We start from the raw sequence: 26,099 nt of genomic DNA, 5'->3' as shown, positions 1-26,099 counted from the left end.
TGGCGGCACTTTCCAGCCGCGCGTCGGCGTCGGCAAGGCGTGTCTTGCACGGTCGGCTGCGGGATGTGCCGTTCGAACGGGAAATGCCTAGGCAGCGGCGGGGATCGGGGCTATTCGGCCACGGAACGCTTCCCTCACAGCCTTTCCGGCCGTTCGCCGTTTCTGGCGGCGCGGCCCGTCCTTTCGGTCCCCGATGCCCTTCCGGTTCAAGCTCCTCGCCCTGCTGGTCGTCCTGCTTTGGGCGCTCAACATGATCGTCATCAAACTTGGGGTCGCCGCGTTTCCGCCGATCCTGATGAGCGCGCTGCGCTTCGTGCTGGTGGCGGCTCTGGTGGTGCCGTTCACCCGCATCCGTCGCGACCAGTGGAAGGGCGTGGTGTTGGTGTCCTTCACATTCGGCACGCTGCATTTCGGCGTGCTGTTCCTGGCGCTGGAACGGGCCGAGGCGGGCACGAGCGCGATCCTGATCCAGCTCGGCGCGCCGATCGCCACCGTTCTCGCCTGCCTCGTGCTCAAGGAGCGGCTGGGGCGGCTGCGGCTGCTGGGGCTCGCAATTTCAATCGCGGGCATCGCGCTACTGGCGGCCGGGCCGACCATGCCGTCGCCTATGCCCTTCACATTGCTAGTAATCAGCGCCACCGCCTGGGCGGTGACCAATCTCATCATCAAATCAATACCCGGCGTCTCGCCGATGGCGATGATGGGTTGGTCGTCGCTGCTCGCGATCCCGCAACTGCTCGCCGCCTCCTGGCTGCTGGAGGGCGAGCGCTGGTTCACCGCGAACTATGCCAGCCCCTTCGGCTGGCTCGCCGTGGTCTACAGCGCTATCGGCTCGTCGATCATCGCCTACGGCGCCTGGTACTGGCTGCTCCAGCGCTATCCGATCAATGCGGTGGTGCCGTTCTCGATGCTGAACCCGTTGCTCACCGTGCTGCTCGGCATCGTGCTGATCGGCGACGTGCCTTCGCCGGTGAAGATCGCCGGGGCGCTGGTCATGCTGGTCGGCGTCGCCCTGATCCTGCGCCGGCCGGCAGGTAAGTTGGCTGCGCCGACCCTGCCCGACACGGCTTGAGACGGCGCGAACCTCCCCGGACACACCGGGGAGGCCGTCGTCTTGGTGCGGGCGTCACTTCGCCTTCAGGAACTCGCCGACTTCCAGCAGGATCAGCTCGTTGTCGTCGGCCTGCTTGAGGTCCCGCGAGGAGGAGAACGGCAGGTTGTTGTCGTTGCCGACCACGATATGGTTGGCGTCGACCACGTCGACATTCTCGATGGTGAAGAACGGGAAGGTGAGCACGCCGTCATTGAGCGGCTTGCGCGCCAGGCTGGAAGGGTCAGCGATCTTCATCAGGTCGATATGGCCGATCTTGCGCACCGGGCCGCCGGCATTGGTGTCGGTCAGCTCGATCTTATAGATGCGCTTGAACTTCGCGAGGTCGTGGAAGCAGTCCGGGCCCTTGGTGCCCTCGGCGCACGCCTTGTCGGCGGTGCCTTCGCCATTGTCGCGCTCGATGATGAGCCCCGTCGTGCCGTCGATCATGTTGAAGTCGCCGATGGCGTTGCCGTTCTGCTCCAGAACGTACTGCCACATGCGGCCGGTCCATTTCTCCGCGGCCACGTCGAATTCGAGGATCGGCAGGAACTCGCGGCCGTCGGCGGTCTTCTGCCAGTCCTTCTTGTCGGTGTCCCAGAGCGGGCCCTCGAGTAGCGCGTAGAGGAACCGGCCATCCTTGGAGGCAGCCATGCCCTCATACCCCTTGGAGCGGCGGGCATTGAAGCTGGCGGGGGCGTTCGGCGCGCCGGCCGAGGCGACGGCATAATGATCGGGCGAGCGCACCGGCATTTCCCCCGCGACGGTCTCGAACACGCCGAGCACCTTGCCGCTCATGTCGGCCTTGATCAGAAAGGGGCCGAATTCCTCGCCGATCCAGAAATTCCCGTCGATGATCTGGAAGCTTTCGAGATCGAAATCGGCGCCGGTGAGGTAGCGCTTTTCCGTGCCCTCGTGGACGATACGGAATGGCACCTTCTTGTCGGGATCGGTGAGGAACACTGTTTCGACCGGGGTGAAGCTGCCGGCCTTCCAGTCGATGGTGTACCGGTTGAGGTAGAGCGCGGAATCCGGGCTGTTAGCCTTCGCGCCCATGCCGTTGTCGGTGATGATCCAGAACGAGCCGTCGGGCATGGTCTTGATGCCGGAATGGCCCTGGCGCGGCTGGCCCTTGAACGGCAGGGAGATGCCGGTCGGGCGCCCCGCCGACTTGCCCATCACCGTGCCGAGGGCCTCGACGCGGGTGCCGGTGGTGAACTTGCCGGAGGTCTTCAGGTCCTCGGGTGCATCGGCCGGCATCTCGATGAAGCTCGCGGCCGAAAGCACGGCATGGCCGGCGAGCGTGGCCGGATAGGTCTGGTCGGCGATCGCGCCGGTGCTGAAGGCTATCAGCGCGAGGGCGGCGCCGGCGAGCAGGCGGGTGCGGGACATCAGCGGTTCTCCTTGTCGACGGTCGACCGATCGGCCGACGCCGCTTTCCTGACCGTCATCCGTGTCCGTTGCGTTACGTCTAGGTGACCCCTCGATGACGTCTCCCGGCCCGCAGGCGCGGAATGTGGCCGCTTCCCGTCGCGCCGGGCTCGACGCGGGCGCGCGCTTGAGGCTTATCTCTCCCCCATGAGTCTCGTTCTTCCCACCGCCGCCCCGGCGCCCCGGCCGTTCCTCGGCGTTGCCCGCTCGGCGACCGGCCGCTTCTGGCGCGAACGCCTCGACGTGCGCGGCGCGCAGGCGACCATGGCGATCGTGCAGCGCCATGGCGTGCCGGAACTGCTGGCGCGTGTGCTCGCCGGGCGCGGCGTTAGCCTCGACGAGGTAGACGCTTGGCTCGACCCGACCATCAAGCGCCTGCTGCCCGATCCCGATACGCTCACCGACATGGAGCCCTGCGTCGCGCGGCTCGCCGAAGCGGTAGTGACGGGTGAGCAGGTGGCGGTGTTCGGCGACTACGATGTCGACGGCGCCACCTCGACCGCGCTGCTCGTGGAGGTGTTGCGTGCCGGCGGGCTCGATCCGGCGTTCCACATCCCGGACCGCATCTTCGAGGGCTACGGCCCGAACATCCCCGCCATCGAGGCGCTGGCGGCCAATGGCGCAACACTGCTGGTGACGGTCGATTGCGGCACAGCCAGCTTCGAGCCGTTCGCCCGTGCCCATGAGATCGGCCTCGACGTGGTGGTGATCGACCATCACCAGACCGGCGAGGAACTGCCGCAGGTCGCGGCGCTGGTGAACCCGAACCGGGCGGACGACCTGTCCGGGCTCGGCCATCTCTGTGCGGTCGGGCTGGTGTTCGTCGTCGCGGTCGGGCTGGTGCGCGAGCTGCGCCGTCGCGGCTGGTGGAATGCCGCGCGGCCGGAGCCGGACCTGCTCGCCGCGCTCGACATGGTGGCGCTCGGCACGGTGGCGGATGTGGTGCCGCTCGTCGGCCTCAATCGCGCCTATGTCACCAAGGGCCTTATCCAGCTGCGCAAGCGCCAGCGGCCGGGGCTGACGGCGCTGATGGACGCGGCGCGGCTCTCCGGCCCGCCCAAGGCATGGCATCTCGGCTTCCTGCTCGGCCCGCGCATCAATGCTGGCGGGCGCATCGGCGATGCCGCGCTCGGCGCCCGCCTGCTGCTTTGCCAGGACCCGATCGAGGCGGCGGCGCTCGCGGTGGAACTCGACCGGCTCAATGCGGAGCGCCAGCAGGTGGAACGCGCCATCGTCGCGCAGGCCGAAGCCGAGGCGGAGGCCGCGCTCGGCCTGTCGGGGGAGGGGGCGGTGATCCTGTCCAGCGGGCAGGGCTGGCACCCCGGCGTGGTCGGGCTGGTGGCGGCGCGGCTGAAGGAAAAGTTTGGACGCCCCGCCTTCGCCATCGCCTTCACCGGCGCCACCGGCGCGGGCTCGGCGCGCTCGATCCCCGGCGTCGATGTCGGGCGCGCCGTGCGCGGCGCGGTGGAGCGCGGCCTTCTGGTGAAGGGCGGCGGCCACGCCATGGCGGCGGGACTGACCATCGAGCGCGAGCGGCTGGGTGATCTGCGTGCCTATCTTGAGGAGGTGCTCTCCAGCGCGGTGGATGTCGCTCGCGCGGTCGACGAACTGGCGATCGACGGCGCGCTTTCGGCTGGCGGGGCGACGCCGGAGATGATCGAGACGGTGGAGCGCGCCGGGCCGTTCGGCGCGGGCAACCCGCAGCCCGTTTTCGCCTTTCCCGCCCATCGCGTGGTGTTTGCGGAGGTCGGCAGCACTGATCAGGTGCGGGTGCGACTGCGCGGCTCGGACGGCGCGACGCTCTCCGCCGTCGCCTTCCGCGCCGCCAATGCGCCGCTGGGCCGGGCGCTGCTGGAGGCCCGGGGACGGCAGATGCATGTCGCCGGAACGCTCGACATCGACAGCTGGCAGGGCCGTTCGCAGGCCAGCCTGCGCATCAGCGATGTCGCCGACCCGGATCAGGCTTGAGAAACAACGACATGCGCGCAGCAGCGGAATCGGAATGGCGGCAAGTTGAATCGCCTTCTCAGCGCGGAGGCGCCCAGAATCAGGAAGTGAAGCCGTGACCGCAAGCATCGGAGACGACTCGGCTTTCACCGCCGGGAGGCGAAACGTCGCCATCATCGGCGCCGGCCCGGCCGGCCTCATCGCCGCGCAGGTGCTGGCGGAGGCTGGATGCCGGGTGAGCGTGTATGAGCGCATGGCCTCGCCAGCCCGCAAGTTTCTCATCGCCGGGCGTGGGGGGCTGAACATCACGCATTCCGAGTCGCGCGAGACTTTCCTCGCCCGCTACAGTGGCGCGCGCGACTGGCTGGCGCCGATGCTCGACGCCTATCCGCCGGCCCGGCTGCGCGCGCTGGTCGAGGGGCTCGGCGAGCCGACCTTCATCGGCACCAGCGGCCGGGTGTTCCCGAAAAGCTTCAAGGCCTCCCCGCTGCTGCGCGCCTGGCTCGGCCGGCTTGGTGCGCTCGGCGTCACATTGGAGACGCGGCACGACTGGTGCGGCTGGACGCTAGAGGGCGGGCTGCGTTTCGCCACGCCGCAGGGCGAGCATGTGGTGTCGGCTGACGTCGTGATCTTCGCGCTCGGCGGGGCAAGCTGGCCGCGCCTTGGCGGCGACGGGAGCTGGGTGACCCCGTTCCGCGAGGCGGGGGTGAGTGTCATCCCGCTGCGCCCGTCGAACAGCGGCGCGCGCATCCTATGGAGCGAGTTCTTCCGCACCCGCCATGCCGGCCAGCCGCTCAAGCGCATCGCGCTCATTGCCGGCGGCGTGCGCGTGCGCGGGGAGGCGATGATCACCGACAGCGGGTTGGAGGGCGGGGCGGTCTATGAGCTCTCCGCCCGCCTGCGCGACGAGGCGGAGTGGGACGGCACCGCTAAGCTTACCGTCGACCTGCGTCCGGACCTCGACGAGGCGGAACTCGCCGCCCGGCTGGCGGCGACGCGCAAGGGCGAATCCATGGCGAACCGGCTCCGCAAGGCCGCGGCGCTCTCTCCGGCCGCGAGCGCGCTGCTGCGCGAGGCCGGGCGTGACCTGCCGGCCGAGCCGCAGGCGCTGGCGGCGCGCATCAAGGCGGTGCCGCTCGCGGTCGAGGGACTCGCCGGGCTGGAGCGCGCGATTTCCTCGGCGGGCGGCGTCACCCGCTCCGCGCTCGGGCCGGAGCTGATGTCGAATGCGCTCGCGGGCCAGTTCGTTGCCGGCGAAATGCTGGACTGGGAGGCGCCGACCGGCGGTTATCTGCTTCAGGGCTGTTTCGCGACCGGCTATGCGGCGGCCTGCGGGGCGCTGCGCCATCTCGGGCTCGCGGAGCCGACGCCCTGGACCGGGCCGTGGAGCGCGGCGGACGCGGGATAACGACCTGAAAGCGCGGGACGACGGCTGAGGGAGCGCGTGCCGCCGTCCCGCGCGGGATCACGAGACCAGCCGGGAAAACGGTCTCGCGAACCTGTCAGGGTGGTCGATGGCTGCCGGGTTGCGCCGCGGTCACCGACTTCGTAGAGATGAATACTCCGTCATGACGAGCGTCACAACGATTATCTTTGATTGTTATTATATTTCTAAAGAAGGCTGATTGTTTTTACTTCGACAAAACTGCCGGCCGCTGCGGCGACTTGCGCCGGGGACGCGGCGCGCTTAGCTGGTGCACAGGCGCCCGCGCGGCTGGCATGAGGATTGAGGCATGGCACGGCTGTTCTTTCGCCGGGGGCAGGGCAGCGAGGCGGCGCCCGATGCCGCGCGCGAACTGGCGCAGAAGGCGCGGGCGATACTCGGCGTCGGCGAGGAAACCACGCTCTCGATTACCGAGATCGCCTGCGGCGATCCGGCCTGTGGCGGCGCCGAGACCGTGGTGCTCGTGATGCGCCCCGGCCGCAAGACCGAGGCCGCCAAGGTGCTGCGCCCGCTGGCCAGCGTGACGGACGAGGACCTGCAAGAGGCGCTGGCAACACTGGCGAGTTCTAGAGCGTGAAACGCGGGCCGTTTCATAAAGTATTCGGCTTGATCCAGGTCAATAGCAAACCTGACGCAGCGTAGCATTCACCGTATAAACATTCTAATGTAGGCGTGAAGACTTGCGGGTTCTTCGTCCGGTGGCGTAGGAATGCTTCGCTAGGGGTGCCGCGGAGGTGCCCGGAGGAGACATCCATGCGAGCCCGAATGACATTCGCCGCGCCGCTGCTCGCGGCCCTCGCGCTGGGCGCGGTCGTCGCCGCCCCGGCGCATGCCGATACCGCGCCGAAGCCCAAGGACATTGCCGTCACCTATGCCAATATCGCCGAGGCGATGTATGGCGACAGCCTGACGACCGCCAAGGCGCTCCAGACCGCGGTCAATGCCCTCATCGCCGCGCCGACCGAGGCCAATCTCGACGCCGCCAAGGCCGCGTGGAAGGCCGCGCGGGTTCCCTATCAGCAGACGGAGGGATTCCGCTTCGGCAATGCCATCGTCGACGACTGGGAAGGCCGCGTGAACGCCTGGCCGCTCGACGAAGGTCTCATCGACTATGTCGACAAGAGCTACGGCGATACGTCGGATGAGAACCCGCTCTATACCGCGAACATCATCGCCAACACCAAGGTGCGCATCGGCAAGAAGACGATCGACACCTCGAAGATCACGCCGAAGCTGCTGGACAGCCTTCAGGAGGCGGGTGGCGTCGAATCCAACGTTGCCATCGGCTATCACGCCATTGAATTCCTGCTCTGGGGTCAGGACCTGAACGGCACGGGGCCGGGCGCGGGCAAGCGTCCTGCCACCGATTACTCGACCTCGAACTGCACCGGCGGCAATTGCGAGCGCCGCGCCGCCTATCTCAAGGCCGCGACCGACCTGCTGGTGACCGACCTCACCGACATGACCAAGTGGTGGGGTCCGAAGGGCAAGGCCCGCAAGGCGGTGCTGGACCAGAAGGGCAAGGCCGCGCTCGGCACCATCCTCACCGGCCTCGGTTCGCTCTCCTATGGCGAGCTGGCGGGCGAGCGCATGAAGCTCGGCCTGATCCTGCACGACCCCGAGGAGGAGCATGACTGCTTCTCCGACAACACCCACAACTCGCATTATTACGACGAGCTGGGCATCGCCTCGATCTATCGCGGCAAGTACACGCGCGTGGACGGCTCGGTGGTCGAGGGGCCGTCGGTCGCCGCTTATGCCGCCGCTCTGGCGCCCAAGGCGAATGACGAGGCGGAGGCCAAGATCGACGCCGCGCTCGCCGCGCTCAAGGCGATCAAGGACGAGGCCGACAGCGGCAAGCAGGCTTATGACCAGCAGATCGCCGAAGGCAATGCTGAGGGCAACGCCCTTGTGCAGAAGGGCGTCGATTCCCTCGTCGCCCAGACCCGCGCCATCGAAGGCGTGGTCTCCGCGCTCAAGCTGAAGATCAAGGTGGAAGGTTCCGACAGCCTGGACGATCCCTCCAAGGTCGGCCAGTGAGCGCCCGGTCGTGACCCGCGGCGCGAGCCTCTCGCGCCGCGCCTTTCTCGGCGCGGCGGCACTGGGCGCGGGGGCGGCATTGGCTCCCTCGCGCATCAGCGTCGCCCGCACGCCGGCCGCCTTCGTGCCGACGAAGACCCTGACGCTGGCCTCCGGCGAGATGGATTTCCGCCTGCTCGGCGCCGACCGACCCGCCACGCGCATTTATGCCTATGACGGAATCCCTTTTCAGGAATTGCGCCTGCCGCGCGGCACGCGGCTTGAGGCGACGTTCGAGAACGGGCTCGATGAGGGCTCGACCGTGCATTTCCACGGCATCCGCATGCCGAACGAATATGATGGCGTGCCGACCATCACCCAGCCGCTGATTCAGCCCGGCGGTCGCTTCGTCTACCGCATCCCGCTGGACGATCCCGGCACGTTCTTCTTCCATCCCCATTGCGACGAGACCGGGCAGGCCGGGCGCGGGCTGGTCGGCGTGCTGGTCGTCGAGGACCCGCGCGATCCCGAATTCGACGCCGAGCATGTGCTGTCGCTGAAGGACTGGCGGCTCGCGCAGGACGGCAGCTTCCTCAATCTGTCCGAGCCGGACGGCGCCTCCAAGGCCGGCACCTTCGGCGCCACGCGTTCGGTGAACGGCGCACCCTCGCTTGCGCTCACCGCCCCGGCGGGTGGAGATGTGCGGCTGCGCATCCTGAATGTCGATTCGACCCGCATCATGGATATCGGCGTCGAGGGTGCCGAGGCGATGCTGATCGCGGTCGACGGCCATGCCTTGCCGCCGGTGAGCCTGGATTCGCTGCCGGATGGCGTCTGGCGCATGGGTCCGGCCCAGCGCATAGACCTCGCTTTGCGCATGCCGACGGACGGCTCGCCGGTGACGATCGGCGATTATCGCGCCGCGAAGGTCTACAGCTTCGCCACGCTGACAGCGAAAGGCCGGGTGAAGCGCGGCAAGCCGGCCTATGCCCTGCCCAAGGCCAACATTCCGCGCGCCGACCTCAAAAAGGCAACGCGCCATTCCTTCACGCTGCAGCAGGCGACCGACAGCGCGGTGAAGGAGCTCAGCCTCCCGCCCGACGATCCGCTGGCGAAGGCTCTGCTCGACAGCCTGTGCGTCGGCTCGACCACCTATTGGGGCATCAATCAGAATAGCTGGCCGACCGGCGAGCGCCGCAGCGTGCCGCCGCCGCTCGCGACCATGAAGGCCGATGCCAGCTACCGCGTCGAGATCAAGAACGAGACGCGGTTCCCCCATCCCGTGCACCTCCACGGCCATGCCTTCGAGGTGCTCTCCTCCAGCCTCGACCGGCTGCCGCGTCATCTGGCGGACACCGTGCTGGTGCAGCCGGGGGAGGCGGTGGAGATCGCCTTCGTTGCCGCGCCGGGGGACTGGGTGTTCCATTGCCACATATTGGAGCACATGGAGACCGGCATGATGGGCTATTTCCGGGTGGTATGATGGCGCGCGCGGAGCAGATTACGCGGCATGCTCCTTCTCCCCGAGGGGGCGGGACGAGGCCGCGTCGGCCCGCCGCGCCGGCGCCCTTGCCCGGAAGCCGCGCGGCCGGCTTCCCCGTGTGGCGGAGAGTTGTGACGTTGGTCGCGGTCGCGGGGGGCGTGCTGTCGGGGCTCGCGCTGCTTCCCGCGCTCGCCCATGCCGAGGAAGCCGGGCTCGACCGGGCGATCGGCAAGGCGCTGTTCGAACGGCCCTGGGTGCCCGCGCCCTCATCCACCCGCGCCAATGATGGGCTCGGTCCGCTGTTCGACGCGCGCTCCTGCTCTGCCTGCCACCCGGCGGGCGCCGGGCGCGGCGCCACCGCGCTCGACGCCGCCGGACGGCCGGAGGGGCTCGGCCTGGTGCTGTCGCTGATCCGGGAGGATGGCGCGGCCGATCCGGTCTATGGCCGTCGGATGGAAACCATGACTCTGCCCGGCGTCCCGGCGGAAGGCGAGATCGCGGTCGCCGTCGAGCAGGGACGCCGCGTGCCGCGCATCGAGAATGCCGGCTATGGGCCGCTGGACCCCGCCACCTTCATCTCGCTGCGTGCCGCTCCCCAGTTGCGCGGACGCGGCCTGCTGGAGCAGGTGGACGACGCCGCGATCCTCGCGCTGGAGGACCCGGATGACCGCGACGGCGACGGCGTGCGCGGCCGTGCGCGGCGGCTGGACCATGCCGAAGGCGGCTCGGCCATCGGCCGTTTCGGCTGGAAGGCGAGCCATGCCACGCTGGCCAGCCAGGCCGCCGAAGCCTTTTCGCTCGATCTTGGCCTTTCCACCCCCGAGCGCCCGGAGCCCTGGGGCGACTGCAGTGAGGCGCAGACGGCCTGCCGCAACGCGCCCCATGGCCGCGACGCCGAGGGCGAACCTGAAATCGGCGACGCCATCGTCCGGCGCATCGTCGCCTATCTCGCCGCGCTGAAGGTCCCGGAAAGCGGCGCCGACAGGCGCGGCGCTCGGCTGTTCGCCTCGACCGGCTGCGCAACCTGCCATCGCCCGGAGCTGCCCTTGCGCGACGGCGGAACAGTGGCGTTGTTCACCGACGTGCTGCTGCACGATATGGGCGACGGCCTTGCCGATCCCGCCGGCGTGCCGGGTGCAGCGGCGGGCGAATGGCGTACGGCCCCGCTTGCCGGCCTGTCGCGCGGTCTCGCGCGCGGCGCGGGGCTGTTGCATGATGGCCGGGCGGCCGACGTCGCGCAGGCGGTGCGCTGGCATGGCGGCGAGGCGACCCGCGCCCGTGCCCGCTTCGACGCGCTGGACATGCGCGAGCGCCGCGCTCTGCTCGACTATGTTTCCTCTCTCTGATCCGAGGCCCATCATGTCCCGCTCTCCCATCGCCATGGCTCTGGCGCTCGCCTCGCAGATCGGGCAGGCGGCGCTGGGCGTGCCGACCGTCGCCACGGTGGCGACGCTGGTGGCGCAGTTTTTCAGCGTCCGCGCCCATGCCGCGCCGGTCGCCGCGCCGGAGGTGGTCGAGCAATGGCTGCTACCGCGCTACGACGCGCTGCTTGCCGCGACCAGCGCGCAGAAAGAGGCATGGAACGCTTTCTGCGCCAGCCCTTCGGCCGCCGGACTGGAGCAACTGAAGCAGCGCTTCGCGGCGACGTCGAATGCCTGGGCTTCGGTCGAGTTCATCACCTTCGGCCCGGTCATGCTGTCGCTGCGGCCGGACCGCTTCAACCTGTTTCCCGAACGGCGCAACGCTGTCGGGCGTTCGCTAACCGAGCTGATTGCCGACCCGACCGACGAGCGGCTGGCGCCGCAGCGCTTCGCGCGCCTGAGCGCCGCCGCGCAGGGGCTGCCGGCATTGGAGCGCCTTCTGTATGACGAGGGCGCGGCGCAGGCCCTGCTCGCCGGCCCGGAAGCGGCGAGGCGCTGCCAGATCGGCCAGGCGATCGGCGTGAATCTGGACACTATGGCCGGCGAGATCCGGCAGGGCTGGGGCGACCGGAGCCACGGCCTGCTCGCCCAGCTCCTCGCCGGCAAGACCGACCCGGTGTTCTTTCCGGATCCGTCCGCGTTGCTCAGCCAGATCGTCACCGACCTTGCCGGCGCCTATCAGCGCGTGGTCGACCAGCGGCTGCTGGCGGTGCTCGGCAAGTCGCCCGACGAGGCCAAGCCGCTGATCGCGGACCGCCGGCGCAGCGGCCTGTCGAAGGCGACCATCGCCGTGATGATTACCAGCGCCGACGACCTCGCTGTGCTGCTCTCCAAGGGCATCGACGCCAAGGGGCAGGCCGTGATCGCAGCCGCCACCGAGGCCGCGGCCAAGGCCGCGCAGGCTCTGCCCGATGATATCGGCACCGCCGCCACCACGTCGCAGGGTCGCAAGGCGCTGGAGAGCGCGGCCGCGACCTTCAAGGCCGCGCAGGCCAAGGTCGCCGATCCGCTGGCCTCCGGGCTCGGCGTGCCGCTCGGTTTCAATGCGCTCGACGGCGATTGAGGCACATCATGGGCCTGTTCGACCTCTCCCGCCGCTCGCTGCTGGCCGCTGTCGGCGGTCTTGCCAGCGCACCGCGCGTGCTGTTCGGCACCGCGCATGCGCAGGATCATCTGCTGGAGGCCGAGTGGCTGGCGACGGCCGGCGTAGCGGACGGATTCGCGCCTGTCGTGCTGGCGCCGGATTACGGCGCGACGCAAGTGGGCGCCGGCATGCAGCGGCTGCACTGGGTGGAGCCGAGCCCCGACGGGGTGACCGCGATCGCCGTCGCCCGCCGGCCCGGCACCATGGCGGTGCTGTTCGACCGCCGGCACGGTTTGGTGCTCGCGACCTTCGAGCCGGGTGGAGGCCGCGTCTTCTCCGGCCATGGCCGCTTCATCGAGGGCGGGCGGCGTTTCCTCGCGGTGGAGATCGAGGTGCCGGGCGGGGAGGGCGTGGTGTCGCTGCGCGATGTCGAGGCCGGGTTTGCCATCGTCGCCGAATGGGCATCCTCAGGGATCGGCCCGCACGACATGCTGCCGTCGGGCGGCGCGCTGGTGGTGGCCAATGGCGGTATCGAACCGCACACGCCGGAAGCGATCGGCGCCGAGGTCGCGGGCGCCAGTATCGCGCTGCTGGATGCGCAGACGGGAAAGCTGCGCTCGGTGGCGGAGCTGTCGGACGATCTGGCTTCGCTGTCGCTGCGCCATCTCGCGCGCGGGCCGGACGGGCAGGTGGCGGTCGCCGCGCAGGACCTGATCACCGACGAGATCGCTCGCCCATTGCTCTACGCCGTCGAGGGAGAACGGCTGCGGGCCTTCGACGCGCCGGACGCGGAATGGCGGGGCCTGCGCAGCTATGTCGGCTCGGTCGCCTATGACCGTTCCGGCGGCTATGTCGCCGCCGCCAGCCCGCGCGGCAACCGTGTCATGCTGTGGAGGGCCGATGGGCGTTTCCTCGGCTCGATCCCGCTGGTCGACGGCTGCGGCCTCGCACCCACGCGCGAGGCGGGGCAGTTCCTCGCCACCAGCGGGCTCGGCGAGGTGGTGCTGATCGCGACCGATAGCGAGGGTGTGGGGGTGGTCGCCCGGCGCTCGGGGGGGCCACGCTTCGACAATCACGCGGTGCTTGCGGGGTAGGGGCTCTTTCCTTTTGCCAGGCGCGGGAGGATAAGAACAGGCTCAGTCCGTCTTTCGCCTTTATGTACTCAGGTTTCCTGTAAATGAACCGCCTGTTCGCCTCGCTGCCCACCACCGTGTTTGAAACCATGTCGCGGCTCGCGCGCGAGCATGAGGCGGTCAATCTCGGGCAGGGCTTCCCGGACGATCCGGGCCCGCGCGATGTGCGCGAGAAGGCGGCCGAGGCGGTGCTCGACGGCTGGAATCAGTACCCGCCGATGATGGGGACGCCGGAGCTGCGCCGCGCGGTGTCCGATCACTATGCGCTGTGGCAGGGGCTCGACCTCGATCCCGAGCGCGAGGTGATGGTGACCTCCGGCGCGACCGAGGCGCTGGCGGGGGCGCTGCTGGCGCTGATCGAGCCGGGCGACGAGGTGGTGCTGTTCCAGCCGCTCTACGACGCCTATCTGCCGCTGGTGCAGCGTGCGGGCGGCATTCCGCGTCTGGTGCGCCTCGTGCCGCCGGCCTGGCGCATCACCGAGGCGGCGCTGGCGGAGACCTTCTCGCCGCGCACCAAGCTGGTGCTGTTCAACAACCCGCACAACCCCACCGGCCGCGTGTTCGACCGGCAGGAGCTGGAACTGCTCGCAAGCTATTGCGTGCGCCACGGCGCGGTGCTGGTGAGCGATGAGGTGTGGGAGCATGTCGTGTTCGACGGGCTGGAACACACCAGCGTGCTGGCGCTGCCCGGCATGCGCGGGCGCGCGGTGAAGATCGGCTCGGCCGGCAAGATCTTCGGCATGACCGGCTGGAAAGTCGGCTTCGTCTGCGCGGCGCCGGAACTCATGCAGGTGCTCTCCAAGGCCCACCAGTTCCTCACCTTCACCACGCCGCCCGCGCTGCAGGCGGCGGTGGCCTATGGGCTGGGGAAGGAGCGCGACTGGTTCCTTTCCATGCGCGCCGGGCTGCAGCGCTCGCGCGACCGGCTGAGCGCGGGGCTGGCCGGGATCGGCATGCGGGTTCTGCCGTCATCCGGCACCTATTTCCTCAATGTCGATCTCGACGCGCAGGGCATCAACCTGAAGGACGAGGCGTTCTGCCGGCAGATGGTGACGCGCGACCGCGTGGCGGCGATCCCGGTCTCCGCCTTCTATGCGCAGGACCGCGTGGAAAGCGTCGTGCGGTTCTGTTTCGCCAAGACCGACGCCACTCTGGACTCCGCCATCGACCGCCTGGCGCGGGCCACTGTCCAGGTTTGAGGCAGAATCCGGATATTCCGGGCATACCCCATTAGTTTGTATGCCAACATTACGACGGAATGCAGACAATTTCCATTTTGCGTACAATCTCTGAGCATATGGCGCGAAATTCGGCATATCGGCCATTAGACTGAGGGTGAGGTCGGGATCTGTCGCGCCCGCCATGGTTTCCCAGTGTTGGCACGCCCGTTGCAGACACCTGTCGCTGGCACGCGGACGGGGGTCCTGCGTGCGAACTCCAGAAGGGACAAGAAATGTCGAACCTGTTCACCCGTGCGCGGGCCGTGGCCGGCCGCGCGCTGCTTGGCGCGACTGCGCTCGCCATGGCCGGGGCCGCCGTGCCTGCGATGGCGCAGGACACCATCAAGGTTGGCGTGCTGCATTCTCTTTCCGGCACCATGGCCATCAGCGAAACCACGCTGAAGGACACCGTGCTGTTCATGGTTCAGGAGCAGAACGCCGCCGGCGGCGTGCTCGGCAAGAAGCTCGAAGCCGTGGTCGTCGACCCCGCGTCGAACTGGCCGCTCTTCGCCGAGAAGGCGCGCGAGCTCATCGAGAAGGAAAAGGTCGCGGTGGTGTTCGGCTGCTGGACCTCGGTGTCGCGCAAGTCGGTGCTGCCGGTGTTCAAGGAGCTCAACAGCATCCTGTTCTACCCGGTCCAGTACGAGGGCGAGGAGAGCGAGCGCAACGTGTTCTACACCGGCGCCGCCCCGAACCAGCAGGCGATTCCCGCCGTCGACTACCTGATGGAAAACGAAGGCGTGAAGCGCTGGGTGCTCGCCGGCACCGACTACGTGTACCCGCGCACCACCAACAAGATCCTCGAAGCCTATCTGAAGTCCAAGGGCGTCGCCGCCGAGGACATCATGATCAACTACACGCCGTTCGGTCATTCCGACTGGCAGACCATCGTCGCCGACATCAAGAAGTTCGGCTCGGCCGGCAAGAAGACCGCCGTCGTCTCGACCATCAACGGCGACGCCAACGTGCCGTTCTACAAGGAACTCGGCAACCAGGGCATCAAGGCGACCGACATTCCGGTCGTGGCGTTCTCGGTGGGTGAGGAAGAACTCGCTGGCATTGACACCGCCCCGCTGGTCGGTCACCTCGCCGCCTGGAACTACTTCCAGTCGGTCGACGTGCCGGAGAACGCCGAGTTCATCAAGAAGTGGCGCGGCTACATCAAGAACGACAAGCGCGTGACCAACGACCCGATGGAAGCCACCGTCATCGGCTTCAACATGTGGGTCAAGGCGGTCGAGAAGGCCGGCACCACCGATCCCGACGCGGTGATCCCCGCGCTGATCGGCGTCTCCGTGCCGAACCTGACCGGCGGCTTCTCCACCATGATGCCGAACCACCACATCACCAAGCCGGTGCTGATCGGCGAAATCAAGGCGGACGGCCAGTTCGACGTGGTCGAGCAGACCCCCGGCCTGATCGTCGCCGAAGAGTGGTCGCCCTACCTCGAAGGGTCGAAGGACCTGATCGCGGATTGGCGCTCGCCGATGAACTGCGGCAACTTCAACGTGAAGACCGGCAAGTGCGGCGGCGCCGGCAAGTGATGTTCGGCAAGTGATGCCGGCAAGTGATGCCGGCAAGTGATGTTCGGCAGATGATGCCGGGCTGATCTGCGCCTCAACATCCGAACCGGCCGCCCGCGGGCAGTCCTGCGGGCGGCCGGTTCCCCCTCCACGTGACGAAACATGCCGGGACGGCGGCTGCCGTCTCCCGATCGCCGCCGGACCTGCTCCGGCCTCTTCCACGCGCCACATCGACGGATGACGATGACCTCCATCGCTCGATTTCGTAGCTTCTGCTGCGCGCTGGCCTTTATGCTGTCGGTCGCCTCCTTCTGCCTGCCGGGCACGCATGCCCACGCACAGGATCTGAGCGGCCCGCTCGGCCAGCTTGCGACCGATAATTACGGCAACACGGAAGCCGCGCTCGGCGAACTGGCGCTCAGCGGCAGCCCCGCCGCCGCGGGCATCGTCGCCGCGCTCGCCGATGGCAATCTCGTCTTCAGCACGTCGACCCGGCAGGTCTTCATCCGCAACGCGCAGGGCGCGCTGCTCGACCCGGTGACCCTGCAGCCGGTGGCCGACGCTCCGGCGGTGAAGCCCGTGCGCGTCAACAACCGCGTCCGCCGCGCGATCGACGCCGCCAATGGCGCGCTCTCGCTGGTGAGCCCGGACCCGGCCAAGCGGCTCGACGCCGCGCTGGCGGTCGGGCGCTCCCGCGACGAGGCGGCGCTGCCGGCGCTGGAAACCGCGCTGGCCAAGGAGACCGATCCGCGCGTGAAGTCGGCGATGACGCTGGCGCGCGCGTCGATCGTCATCGCCAAGGAAGGCATCCCGCCGGCCGAACGCATCGCCGCCGTGGAACTGGTAGGCGCCGAAGGCAATCAGGAGGCGCTCGCCATCCTGCGCAGCGTGCCCGACAGCGCGGCCCCCGAGGTGAAGCAGGCCGCTGCCGACGCCATTGCCGGGATCGAGCGCAATCTCGCCATCTGGGGCGCGGCGCAGAATGTCTGGTACGGCGTCTCGCTCGGCTCGGTGCTGCTGCTCGCCGCGATCGGCCTCGCCATCACCTTCGGCGTGATGGGCGTCATCAACATGGCCCATGGCGAGATGGTGATGCTGGGCGCCTACACCACCTTCGTGGTGCAGGAGCTGATCCGCACCTACAACCCGGCTTTGTTCGACGCCTCGCTGCTGATCGCCATCCCCATCGCCTTCCTGTTCACCGGCCTGATCGGCGTGCTGATCGAGCGCACGGTGATCCGCTTCCTCTATGGCCGCGCGCTGGAAACCCTGCTCGCCACCTGGGGCATCTCGCTGATTATCCAGCAGGCGATCCGCACCGCCTTCGGACCGACCAACCGCGAGGTCGGCGCGCCGAGCTGGATGTCCGGCACCTTCGACCTCGGCCACCTCGCCATCACCTATGGCCGGCTGTGGATCGTGATCTTCGCCTTCCTGGTGTTCATCGCGCTGCTCGGCGTGCTGCGGCTCACCCGCATCGGGCTGGAGATGCGCGCGGTGACGCAGAACCGGCGCATGGCGGCCTCGATGGGCATCCGCACAAACTGGGTGGACGCCATGACCTTCGGCCTCGGCTCCGGCATCGCCGGCATCGCCGGGGTGGCGCTCAGCCAGATCGACAACGTGTCGCCGAACCTCGGCCAGAGCTACATCATCGACAGCTTCCTCGTCGTGGTGTTCGGCGGGGTCGGTAATCTCTGGGGCACGCTGGTCGGCGCCATGTCGCTCGGCATCGCCAACAAGCTGCTGGAGCCTTATGCCGGCGCCGTGCTCGGCAAGATCGCGCTGCTGGTTATCGTCATTCTGTTCATCCAGAAGCGGCCGCGCGGCCTCTTCGCTCTCAAGGGGAGGGCGATCGAATCATGAGCACGCTCGACACCCGCCCGCCGGCCCTGCTCGGCACCAGCGGCCAGATTTTCCTCGCCATCACGCTCGGCGTCGCCGTGCTGGTGCCGGCGCTGAACCTGCTGCTGCCGCCGGATTCGCCGTTCTACATCCCGACCTATGTGGTCTCGCTGCTGGGCAAATATCTCACCTACGCCCTGCTGGCGCTCTCGGTGGACCTGATCTGGGGCTATGTCGGCATCCTCTCGCTCGGCCACGGCGCGTTCTTCGCGCTCGGAGGCTACGCGATGGGCATGTATCTGATGCGCCAGATCGGCACGCGCGGCGTCTATGGCGATCCCGTGCTGCCGGACTTCATGGTGTTCCTGAACTGGAAGGAGCTGCCCTGGTTCTGGTGGGGCTTCGACATGTTCCCCTATGCCGCGCTGATGGTGCTGTTCGCCCCCGGCGTGCTGGCGCTGGTGTTCGGCTGGTTCGCCTTCCGCTCGCGCGTCACCGGCGTCTATCTGTCGATCATCACCCAGGCCATGACCTTCGCCCTGCTGCTGGCGTTCTTCCGCAACGACATGGGCTTCGGCGGCAATAACGGCCTGACCGACTTCAAGGACATTCTCGGCTTCAACATCCAGTCCGACGGCACCCGCGCCACGCTGTTCGCCCTTTCCGCGCTGGCGCTGGCGGGCGGCTATGTGCTGTGCCGCTTCCTGGTGCGCTCGCATTTCGGCAAGGTGCTGGTCGCGATCCGCGACGCCGAGACACGCGTGCGCTTCACCGGCTACCGCGCGGAGAACTACAAGCTGGTCGCCTTCGTGGTCTCGGCCATGCTGGCGGGCATTGCCGGCGCGCTCTACGTGCCGCAGGTCGGCATCATCAACCCCTCCGAATTCTCGCCGGCCAACTCGATCGAGATCATCGTCTGGGTGGCTGTGGGTGGGCGTGGCACGCTGGTGGGCGCCGCGCTCGGCGCGGTGCTGGTGAACTATGCCAAGACCTATTTCACCTCCGGCCTGCTGGCGCCCTACTGGCTGTTCATGCTGGGCGGCCTGTTCGTGGCGGTCACGCTGTTCCTGCCCAAGGGCATCGTCGGCACCTTCTACGAGTGGCGCGAGAAGCGTCGGCCCCCGCCGGATGAGGCGGCCCCGCCGCTCGCCGCACCCACGGCCGCGGAGTGAAGGAGGCGACCATGAGCACTGCCGACATGCTGGAACCCGAAGCCGCGCCGGTCGACGCCATCGCCAAGAAGGACCTGACCGAGGCGCTGCTTTATCTCGACGGCGTCACCGTCACCTTCGACGGTTTTCGCGCGCTGAATTCGCTGTCCTTCACCGTCGATCCGGGCGAGATGCGCGCGATCATCGGCCCGAACGGCGCCGGCAAGACCACGATGATGGACTGCATCACCGGCAAGACCCGGCCCGACAGGGGCGACGTGTTCTTCGCCGGCGGAACGGTCGACCTCACCAAGCTCGACGAGACGCAGATCTGCACGCTCGGCATCGGCCGCAAGTTCCAGAAGCCGACCGTGTTCGAGAGCCACACCGTGCTCGACAATCTGCGGCTCGCGCTGAAGGGCCAGCGTTCGGCGCTGCCGAACATCTTCCGCAAGGAGACCGCCGAGCAGCGCGACCGCATCGACGAGATTTTCGAGACTATCAAGCTGACCGAGCATCGCGGCCGCCTCGGCGGGGCGCTCTCGCATGGGCAGAAGCAGTGGCTGGAGATCGGCATGCTGCTGGCGCAGGACCCCAAGCTCCTGCTGGTCGACGAGCCGGTCGCCGGCATGACCGACGCCGAGACCGCGCAGACCGCCGAATTGCTTCGCGAGATCAATGCCAACGGCCATTCGGTCGTGGTGGTCGAGCATGACATGACTTTCGTGCGCGACCTCGGCGTGCGGGTGATGTGCCTTCACGAAGGTTCCGTGCTGGCGGAAGGCACGCTCGATCAGGTGAGCGCCAATGAGCGCGTCATCGAAGTCTATCTGGGGCGTTGAGCGGCATGCTGGAAGTTCAGGACGTCAACCTCTTCTACGGCGCGGCGCAGGCCCTGCGCGGGGTTTCAGTGGTCGCCGAGCCGGGCAAGGTCACCTGCGTGCTGGGGCGCAACGGCGTGGGCAAGACCAGCCTGATGCGCGCCATCGTCGGGCAGGCGCCGGTCGCCTCGGGCGCGATCCGCTTCAACGGCGAGGACATCACGCGGCTTGCGCCGGCCGACCGGGCGCGGCGCGGCATCGCCTTCGTGCCGCAGGGCCGCGAGATCTTCCCGCTGCTCACCGTGGCGGAAAATCTCGAAACCGGCTTTGCACCGCTCAAGCGCGCCGACCGTTCGATACCTGACGACGTGTTTTCGCTGTTTCCGGTGCTGGATTCGATGATGCGGCGGCGCGGCGGCGACCTGTCCGGCGGCCAGCAGCAGCAGCTCGCCATCGGCCGCGCGCTGACCATGCGCCCGAAGGTGCTGGTGCTCGACGAGCCGACCGAGGGCATCCAGCCCTCGATCATCAAGGACATCGGCAACGCCATCCGCTACTTGCGGAGCAAGGGCGATATGGCCATCGTGCTGGTCGAGCAGTATTTCGACTTCGCCAAGGAGCTCGCGGACCATTTCATCGTGATGGAGCGCGGCGCGGTGGTGATGTCGGGCGATGGCGCCGCCCTTGAGGACCCGGATGTACGCAACCGAATTGCCGTCTGACGCTTCGCCCCGCTCGACCATTCCCGTCGAGCTGCGCGCGAAAGGGCGGCTGTTCGTGGAGGCGCTCGCCGCCGGCGGGCGCACCGTGCGCGGCGCGGTGGAGGAGGCGGGGCCGAGCCGCGTGCGCTTCCCGCTCTCCGGCCGGCGCGGCGCGGCGCTGGAAGGCGTACTGCTGAACACCGGCGGCGGCTTTGCCGGTGGCGACAGTTCTCATGTTTCGGCCCATGCCCGCGACGGTGCCCATCTCGTGCTCACCACCCAGGCGGCGGAGAAGATCTACCGTTCCGACGGCGCGCTCACCCGGCTCAACGTGGAGCTGAAGGTCGGGAAGGGCGCCTGCCTCGACTGGATGCCGCAGGCCACCATCCTGTTCGACCGCGCCCGCGTCGAGCGCTCCATCACGGCGGAGGTCGCCGGCAGCGGCCGGCTGCTGATGATCGAGCCGCTGGTGCTGGGGCGCACCGCTTCCGGCGAAACGCTGCGCGCCGGCAGCCTGTTCGACGGCTGGCGGGTGCGTCGCGACGGCCGGCTGATCTATGCCGACGGGCTCGATCTTTCCGGCGATATTTCCGCGGCGCTCGGACGCCGCGCCGTGGCGCGGAACTGGGCGGGGCTTGCCACCATTCTCCTCATCGCGCCCGAGGCGGAGAGCCGGCTGGAGCGCGTGCGCGCCGCGCTCGGCATCGGCGAGGAGATGGCGGACGGACTGCCCGAGGGGCTGGAGGCCGGCGCCAGCGCCTGGAACGGCATGCTTTCCGTGCGCCTGCTGGCGCGCGACGGCGCGGGGATCGAGCGCGCCATCCGGCGTATCATTCCCGAACTCGGCGTCACCGAGGCGCCGCGCATCTGGCACTCCTGATGCATGGCCGCGCCGCCCGCGATCCCGCTTTCCGCCGCGTCTGCCGCACGACTGGCGAAAGCATTGGGATTTGCAGGGGGGGTGCGTGGCGTCCTCGCGACAACCATGCTTCCCTAGCCGCCTGTGCCTGAGTTGAGCCGGAGAAACGCCGATGAATCTAAGCCCGCGCGAGAAGGACAAGCTGCTGGTCGCCATGGCGGCCATGGTGGCCCGCCGCCGACTGGAGCGCGGCGTGAAGCTCAACTTCCCCGAGGCGGTGGCGCTGATCACCGATGTCGTGGTGGAAGGCGCGCGCGACGGCAAGAGCGTCACCGAACTGATGACGCTGGGCGCCACCGTGCTCACCGCCGATCAGGTGATGCCCGGCGTCGCCGAGATGATCCATGACGTGCAGGTGGAAGCCACCTTCCCGGATGGCACCAAGCTGGTCACGGTCCACGAGCCGATCCGCGGCGGACTGGGGCATGAGGGCGCGCCGGGCGAAATCCTGTTCGAGGAGGGCGATATCGAGCTGCTCGCCGGGCGCGAATTCATCTCGCTCACCGTGTCGAACACCGGCGACCGCCCGATCCAGGTCGGCAGCCACTACCATTTCTTCGAGACCAATCCCGCGCTCGATTTCGACCGGGAGAAGGCGCGCGGCATGCGGCTCGCCATCCCCTCCGGTACTGCCGTGCGCTTCGAGCCCGGCCAGTCGCGCGAGGTGATGCTGGTGAACCTCGTCGGCAAGAAGGAGGTCTACGGCTTCCGGCAGGCGGTCATGGGCCGTCTGTGATCGCCGTCGCTCCCGCTTCCCGCGCCCTCCCGCTTCCCGTCTGACCGGATACGTCTCCATGGCCATCAAGATTTCCCGCGCCGTCTATTCCGAGATGTTCGGGCCGACCACGGGTGACCGCATTCGCCTCGCCGACACCTCGCTGATCATCGAGGTCGAGAAGGACTTCACCACCTATGGCGAGGAGGTGAAGTTCGGCGGCGGCAAGACCATCCGCGACGGCATGGGCCAGGCGCAGATGACCCGCGCGCAGGGCACCGTTGATACGGTCATCACCAATGCGGTGATCCTCGACCACTGGGGCGTGGTGAAGGCCGATATCGGCCTGCGCGACGGGCGCATCCATGCCATCGGCAAGGCCGGCAACCCGGATATCCAGCCCGGCGTCGACATCGTGATCGGCCCCGGCACCGAGGTGATTTCGGGCGAGGGCAAGATCGTTACCGCCGGCGGCTTCGACAGCCACATCCACTTCATCTGCCCGCAGCAGATCGAGCACGCGCTGATGAGCGGGGTCACCACCATGCTCGGCGGCGGTACCGGACCTGCGACCGGCACCAACGCCACCACCTGCACCCCCGGCCCGTGGCACATCGAGATGATGCTGCGCGCCTTTGACAGTTTCCCGGTCAATCTCGCGCTGGCCGGCAAGGGCAATGCCTCGCTGCCGGGCTCGCTCGCCGAGCAGATCGAGGCCGGTGCCTGCGCGCTCAAGCTTCACGAGGACTGGGGCACCACCCCGGCGGCGATCGACTGCTGCCTCTCGGTGGCGGACGAGTATGACATCCAGGTGATGATCCACACCGACACGCTGAACGAGAGCGGCTTTGTCGAGGACACGGTGGCCGCCTTCAAGGGCCGCACCATCCATGCCTTCCACACCGAGGGCGCGGGCGGCGGCCATGCGCCGGACATCATGAAGGTCGCCGGCCTGCCCAATGTGCTGCCGTCCTCCACCAATCCGACCCGGCCGTTCACGGTGAACACGCTCGACGAGCATCTCGACATGCTCATGGTGTGCCACCATCTCCACCCTTCGATCGCCGAGGATCTCGCCTTCGCCGAAAGCCGCATCCGCAAGGAGACCATCGCGGCCGAGGACATCCTGCACGACATCGGCGCGCTCTCGATGATGAGCTCGGACAGCCAGGCGATGGGCCGGCTCGGCGAGGTGGTCACCCGCACGTGGCAGACCGCGCACAAGATGAAGCTTCAGCGCGGCCCGCTGCCGGGCGACAGCGAGCGCAACGACAATTTCCGCGCCCGGCGCTATGTCGCGAAATACACCATCAACCCGGCGATCGCGCATGGCGTCTCGCGCCATATCGGTTCGGTGGAGCCGGGCAAGCTGGCCGATCTCGTCATCTGGTCGCCGGCCTTCTTCGGCACCAAGCCGGACATGGTGGTGAAGGGCGGGGCGATCGTCGCCGCGCAGATGGGCGACCCCAACGCCTCGATCCCGACCCCGCAGCCGGTGCATTACCGCGAGATGTTCGGTGCCTTCGGCAAGGCGCGCACCGCGACCTGCCTCACCTTCACCTCCAAGGCGGCGGTGGAGCGGGGCGTGGGCGCGCGGCTCGGGCTGGAGAAGCGCTTCGTCGCGGTCGACAATGTGCGCGGCGGCATCGGCAAGGCATCGATGATTCACAATGACGCGACGCCGAATATCGAAATCGACCCGGAAACCTATGAAGTGCGCGCGGATGGCGAATTGCTGACCTGCGCGCCGGCGAGCGAGCTGCCCATGGCGCAGCGCTACTTCCTGTTCTAATTGTCGGTTCCAGACAGAGCTTCGCTCGAAGGAGACCGCCATGATCCACGCCCGCACGCTGCTGCCCGCCGGCACCTGGGACACGAGCGCCGCCGCCGACAAGGTGGTGCTGCCCCATGACGGCCGCCATCGCCGCCGCATCGCCATGCGCGGGGAGGGCGACGTGGTGTTCCTGCTCGATTTCGCGGAAGCCACCCGGCTGAAGGACGGCGACGGCCTGCTGCTCGACGATGGGCGCACCGTCGCGGTGGTCGCGGCCGAGGAGCCGGTGGCCGAGATCGTGGCGAAGGACGCCCACCACCTCGCGCGCCTCGCCTGGCATCTGGGCAACCGCCATGTGCCGGCCGAACTGCTGGCCGACCGCATCCGCATCGCCCGCGACAGCGTGCTGGAGGAGATGGCGCGCGGCCTCGGCGCGCAGGTGAATGTGGTGGAAGCCTCGTTCGAGCCGGAAGGCGGCGCCTACGAGGCCGCCGAGGCGCACGGGCACGAGCACCATGGGCACGAGCACCATGGGCACGAGCATCACGGGCACGAGCATGGCGAGGCCTGCGGCTGCGGACATGATCACCACGATCACGCGCATCATGCTCACGACCACCATGCTCATGAACATCACGGCCATGAACACAAGGGTCATGAACACAAGGGTCACGAGCATCACGAACATGATGAGGCGTGCGGCTGCGGGCATGACCATCACGGCCAGCACCATCATCACCATGTGAGCGACGATCACGGGCACGACCACACCCATCAGGCCGCGCCGGCGCGCGACGTGCTGCATGTCAGCGAGACCAAGCACGAGCACGGCCATCACGCGCACGGCGACGCCTGCGGCTGCGGCCATGATCATCACGATCACGCCCATCACGATCATTCCCACGACCACCACCACGGGCACGGCCATCACCACCATCACGGCCATAAGTAAGGCTGGGGCGACGGGCCGGGACGCTGCGTTCCCGGCCGCCGTCGACCTCGTGCCGTTGCTCGTCTGGCTGTCGCCGGCCTATCCGGTCGGCGCCTTCGCCTATTCCCATGGACTCGAATGGGCGGTGGAGACCGGCGATATCACCGATGCCGCCTCGCTCCATGGCTGGATCGAGGACCTGCTGCACCATGGCGGCCCGTTCGCCGATGCCGTGCTGCTCGCCCATGCCTGGCGCGCGGTCGCGGCGGGCTGTGACGCGGATTTCGCGGAGGTCGCCGAACTCGGCGCGGCGTTCGCGCCCTCGCGCGAGCGGCAGATGGAGACGCTCAACCAGGGCGACGCCTTCCTCACCGCCACCCGCACCGCCTGGCCGACCCCGGTGCTGGAGCGGGCCTGCGCCGCCTGGGACGGGCGCTATGCCTATCCGGTGGCCGTCGGCGCGGCGGCGGCCGCCCATGGCCTGCCGCTTGCCCCGACGCTGACCGCCTTCCTTACCGCCGTGTGCGCCAATCTGGTGTCGGCGGCGGTGCGCCTTGTGCCGCTGGGCCAGACCGACGGCAATCGCGTGCTCGCCGGCTGCGCGCCGAGCCTGCGCGAGGTCGCGGTCGCGGCGGCGCAGGTCCCGCTGGAGCGGCTCGGCGGCGCGGCGCTGCGCTCCGACATCGCCTCGATGCGCCACGAAACCCAGTACACGCGCCTGTTCCGCAGCTGATCCAAAAGAAAGGTCGTCACGCCATGGCAAACACAGGCCCGCTCCGCGTCGGCATCGGCGGCCCCGTCGGCTCCGGCAAGACCGCGCTGATGGAGGCGCTGTGCCGTCTCTTCCGCGACCATTACGACCTGTGCGCCATCACCAACGACATCTACACCAAGGAAGACGCGGAAATCCTCACCCGCGCGGGCGCGCTGCCGGCCGAGCGCATCATGGGCGTGGAGACCGGCGGCTGCCCGCATACCGCGATCCGCGAAGACGCCTCGGCGAACCTCGCCGCCATCGCCGAAATGCGGGGGCGCTTTCCGCAGATGGACCTGATCCTGATCGAATCCGGCGGCGACAACCTCGCGGCTACCTTCTCGCCGGAGCTGGCCGATCTCACCATTTACGTCATCGACGTCTCGGCGGGCGAGAAGATCCCGCGCAAGGGCGGGCCAGGCATCACCCGCTCCGACCTTCTGGTGATCAACAAGATCGACCTCGCGCCTTATGTCGGCGCCTCGCTTGAGGTGATGGACCGGGATTCCCGGCGCATGCGCGGCGCGCGGCCCTATATTTTCGCCAATGTGCGGGCGGGCAAGGGCGTCGCCGAGGTCGCGCGGTTCATCGTGGAGGTGGGCGGGCTGGCGCCGGTGGCGCAGGAAATGGCGGCCGACGCGCTGGCGACGGGCTGAAGCGGCGCCGCAAGCCATTCGCCGCGCCATTCTTGAC

General features: G+C 68.4%; 22 protein-coding genes. 21 read left to right on the top strand and 1 reads right to left on the bottom strand.

From position 1 onward, the window contains the following. The first annotated feature begins 193 nt into the window (after positions 1–193). Positions 194–1,072, top strand: coding sequence for a DMT family transporter (locus VRZ77_RS08475; protein WP_414592233.1), 879 nt, complete (start codon positions 194–196; stop codon positions 1,070–1,072). Between the two features lie 54 nt (positions 1,073–1,126). Here VRZ77_RS08475 and VRZ77_RS08470 read toward each other — a convergent pair whose 3' ends face one another. After that, the gene (locus tag VRZ77_RS08470; RefSeq protein WP_414592232.1) at positions 1,127–2,482 is read right to left on the bottom strand and encodes an esterase-like activity of phytase family protein; all 1,356 of its coding nucleotides are present in this window, start codon (positions 2,480–2,482) and stop codon (positions 1,127–1,129) included. Positions 2,483–2,668: 186 nt separating this feature from the next. Here VRZ77_RS08470 and recJ point away from each other — a divergent pair, with 186 nt between their 5' ends. The 20 genes from recJ to ureG all read left to right on the top strand — a co-directional run bounded on the left by recJ (position 2,669) and on the right by ureG (position 26,062). Beyond that, positions 2,669–4,489, top strand: coding sequence for a single-stranded-DNA-specific exonuclease RecJ (gene recJ, locus VRZ77_RS08465; protein ID WP_414592231.1), 1,821 nt, complete (start codon positions 2,669–2,671; stop codon positions 4,487–4,489). 94 nt (positions 4,490–4,583) lie between these two features. After that, complete coding sequence (locus VRZ77_RS08460; RefSeq protein WP_414592230.1) at positions 4,584–5,876, top strand: NAD(P)/FAD-dependent oxidoreductase; 1,293 nt, start codon at positions 4,584–4,586, stop codon at positions 5,874–5,876. Positions 5,877–6,201: 325 nt separating this feature from the next. Further along, complete coding sequence (locus VRZ77_RS08455) at positions 6,202–6,489, top strand: hypothetical protein (RefSeq protein WP_414592229.1); 288 nt, start codon at positions 6,202–6,204, stop codon at positions 6,487–6,489. Positions 6,490–6,665: 176 nt separating this feature from the next. Beyond that, positions 6,666–7,952 (top strand): imelysin family protein, encoded by a 1,287-nt coding sequence (locus tag VRZ77_RS08450; RefSeq protein WP_414592228.1) that lies wholly within the window; start codon positions 6,666–6,668, stop codon positions 7,950–7,952. A gap of 10 nt (positions 7,953–7,962) precedes the next feature. Then, positions 7,963–9,414, top strand: coding sequence for a multicopper oxidase family protein (locus VRZ77_RS08445; RefSeq protein WP_414592227.1), 1,452 nt, complete (start codon positions 7,963–7,965; stop codon positions 9,412–9,414). Between the two features lie 131 nt (positions 9,415–9,545). Beyond that, on the top strand, positions 9,546–10,760 hold the full coding sequence (locus tag VRZ77_RS08440) for a di-heme oxidoredictase family protein (protein WP_414592226.1): 1,215 nt from the start codon (positions 9,546–9,548) through the stop codon (positions 10,758–10,760). 13 nt (positions 10,761–10,773) lie between these two features. Beyond that, positions 10,774–11,898 carry an imelysin family protein gene (locus VRZ77_RS08435; RefSeq protein WP_414592225.1) on the top strand — a complete coding sequence of 375 codons (1,125 nt, stop codon included), beginning with the start codon at positions 10,774–10,776 and terminating at the stop codon, positions 11,896–11,898. 8 nt (positions 11,899–11,906) lie between these two features. Then, positions 11,907–13,013 carry a DUF1513 domain-containing protein gene (locus tag VRZ77_RS08430; RefSeq protein WP_414592224.1) on the top strand — a complete coding sequence of 369 codons (1,107 nt, stop codon included), beginning with the start codon at positions 11,907–11,909 and terminating at the stop codon, positions 13,011–13,013. An 83-nt stretch (positions 13,014–13,096) separates the two neighbouring features. Beyond that, positions 13,097–14,251 (top strand): aminotransferase, encoded by a 1,155-nt coding sequence (locus VRZ77_RS08425; RefSeq protein WP_414592223.1) that lies wholly within the window; start codon positions 13,097–13,099, stop codon positions 14,249–14,251. Positions 14,252–14,505: 254 nt separating this feature from the next. Then, on the top strand, positions 14,506–15,816 hold the full coding sequence (gene urtA / locus VRZ77_RS08420) for an urea ABC transporter substrate-binding protein (protein WP_414592222.1): 1,311 nt from the start codon (positions 14,506–14,508) through the stop codon (positions 15,814–15,816). Positions 15,817–16,038: 222 nt separating this feature from the next. After that, entirely contained in the window at positions 16,039–17,661 is a 1,623-nt protein-coding gene (gene urtB / locus VRZ77_RS08415) for an urea ABC transporter permease subunit UrtB (protein WP_414592221.1), read from the top strand. Beyond that, complete coding sequence (gene urtC, locus VRZ77_RS08410; RefSeq protein WP_414592220.1) at positions 17,658–18,812, top strand: urea ABC transporter permease subunit UrtC; 1,155 nt, start codon at positions 17,658–17,660, stop codon at positions 18,810–18,812. The genes urtB and urtC overlap by 4 nt, the downstream gene beginning before the upstream one ends. 26 nt (positions 18,813–18,838) lie before the next feature. Then, entirely contained in the window at positions 18,839–19,633 is a 795-nt protein-coding gene (gene urtD / locus VRZ77_RS08405) for an urea ABC transporter ATP-binding protein UrtD (protein WP_414592273.1), read from the top strand. Between the two features lie 5 nt (positions 19,634–19,638). After that, a complete protein-coding gene (urtE, locus tag VRZ77_RS08400; RefSeq protein WP_414592219.1) occupies positions 19,639–20,334 on the top strand; it encodes an urea ABC transporter ATP-binding subunit UrtE in 696 nt (231 codons plus the stop codon). Beyond that, positions 20,309–21,193 carry an urease accessory protein UreD gene (locus tag VRZ77_RS08395; RefSeq protein WP_414592218.1) on the top strand — a complete coding sequence of 295 codons (885 nt, stop codon included), beginning with the start codon at positions 20,309–20,311 and terminating at the stop codon, positions 21,191–21,193. The genes urtE and VRZ77_RS08395 overlap by 26 nt, the downstream gene beginning before the upstream one ends. A 151-nt stretch (positions 21,194–21,344) precedes the next feature. Continuing rightward, complete coding sequence (locus VRZ77_RS08390; protein ID WP_414592217.1) at positions 21,345–21,968, top strand: urease subunit gamma; 624 nt, start codon at positions 21,345–21,347, stop codon at positions 21,966–21,968. A gap of 58 nt (positions 21,969–22,026) precedes the next feature. Continuing rightward, positions 22,027–23,739: an urease subunit alpha gene (gene ureC, locus VRZ77_RS08385; RefSeq protein WP_414592216.1), complete on the top strand. Its 1,713-nt coding sequence runs from the start codon at positions 22,027–22,029 to the stop codon at positions 23,737–23,739. A 40-nt stretch (positions 23,740–23,779) separates the two neighbouring features. After that, a complete protein-coding gene (locus VRZ77_RS08380) occupies positions 23,780–24,673 on the top strand; it encodes an urease accessory protein UreE (RefSeq protein WP_414592215.1) in 894 nt (297 codons plus the stop codon). After that, positions 24,588–25,385: an urease accessory protein UreF gene (locus VRZ77_RS08375; protein WP_414592214.1), complete on the top strand. Its 798-nt coding sequence runs from the start codon at positions 24,588–24,590 to the stop codon at positions 25,383–25,385. Before VRZ77_RS08380 ends, VRZ77_RS08375 begins: the two co-directional genes overlap by 86 nt. Before the next feature lie 23 nt (positions 25,386–25,408). Next, positions 25,409–26,062: an urease accessory protein UreG gene (gene ureG / locus VRZ77_RS08370; RefSeq protein WP_414592213.1), complete on the top strand. Its 654-nt coding sequence runs from the start codon at positions 25,409–25,411 to the stop codon at positions 26,060–26,062. Positions 26,063–26,099: the final 37 nt, after the last annotated feature.

This window comes from Ancylobacter sp. G4_0304, from assembly GCF_047501495.1.
Taxonomy (GTDB): Bacteria; Pseudomonadota; Alphaproteobacteria; order Rhizobiales; family Xanthobacteraceae; genus Ancylobacter.
This window is presented reverse-complemented; position numbering and strand designations above follow the sequence as displayed.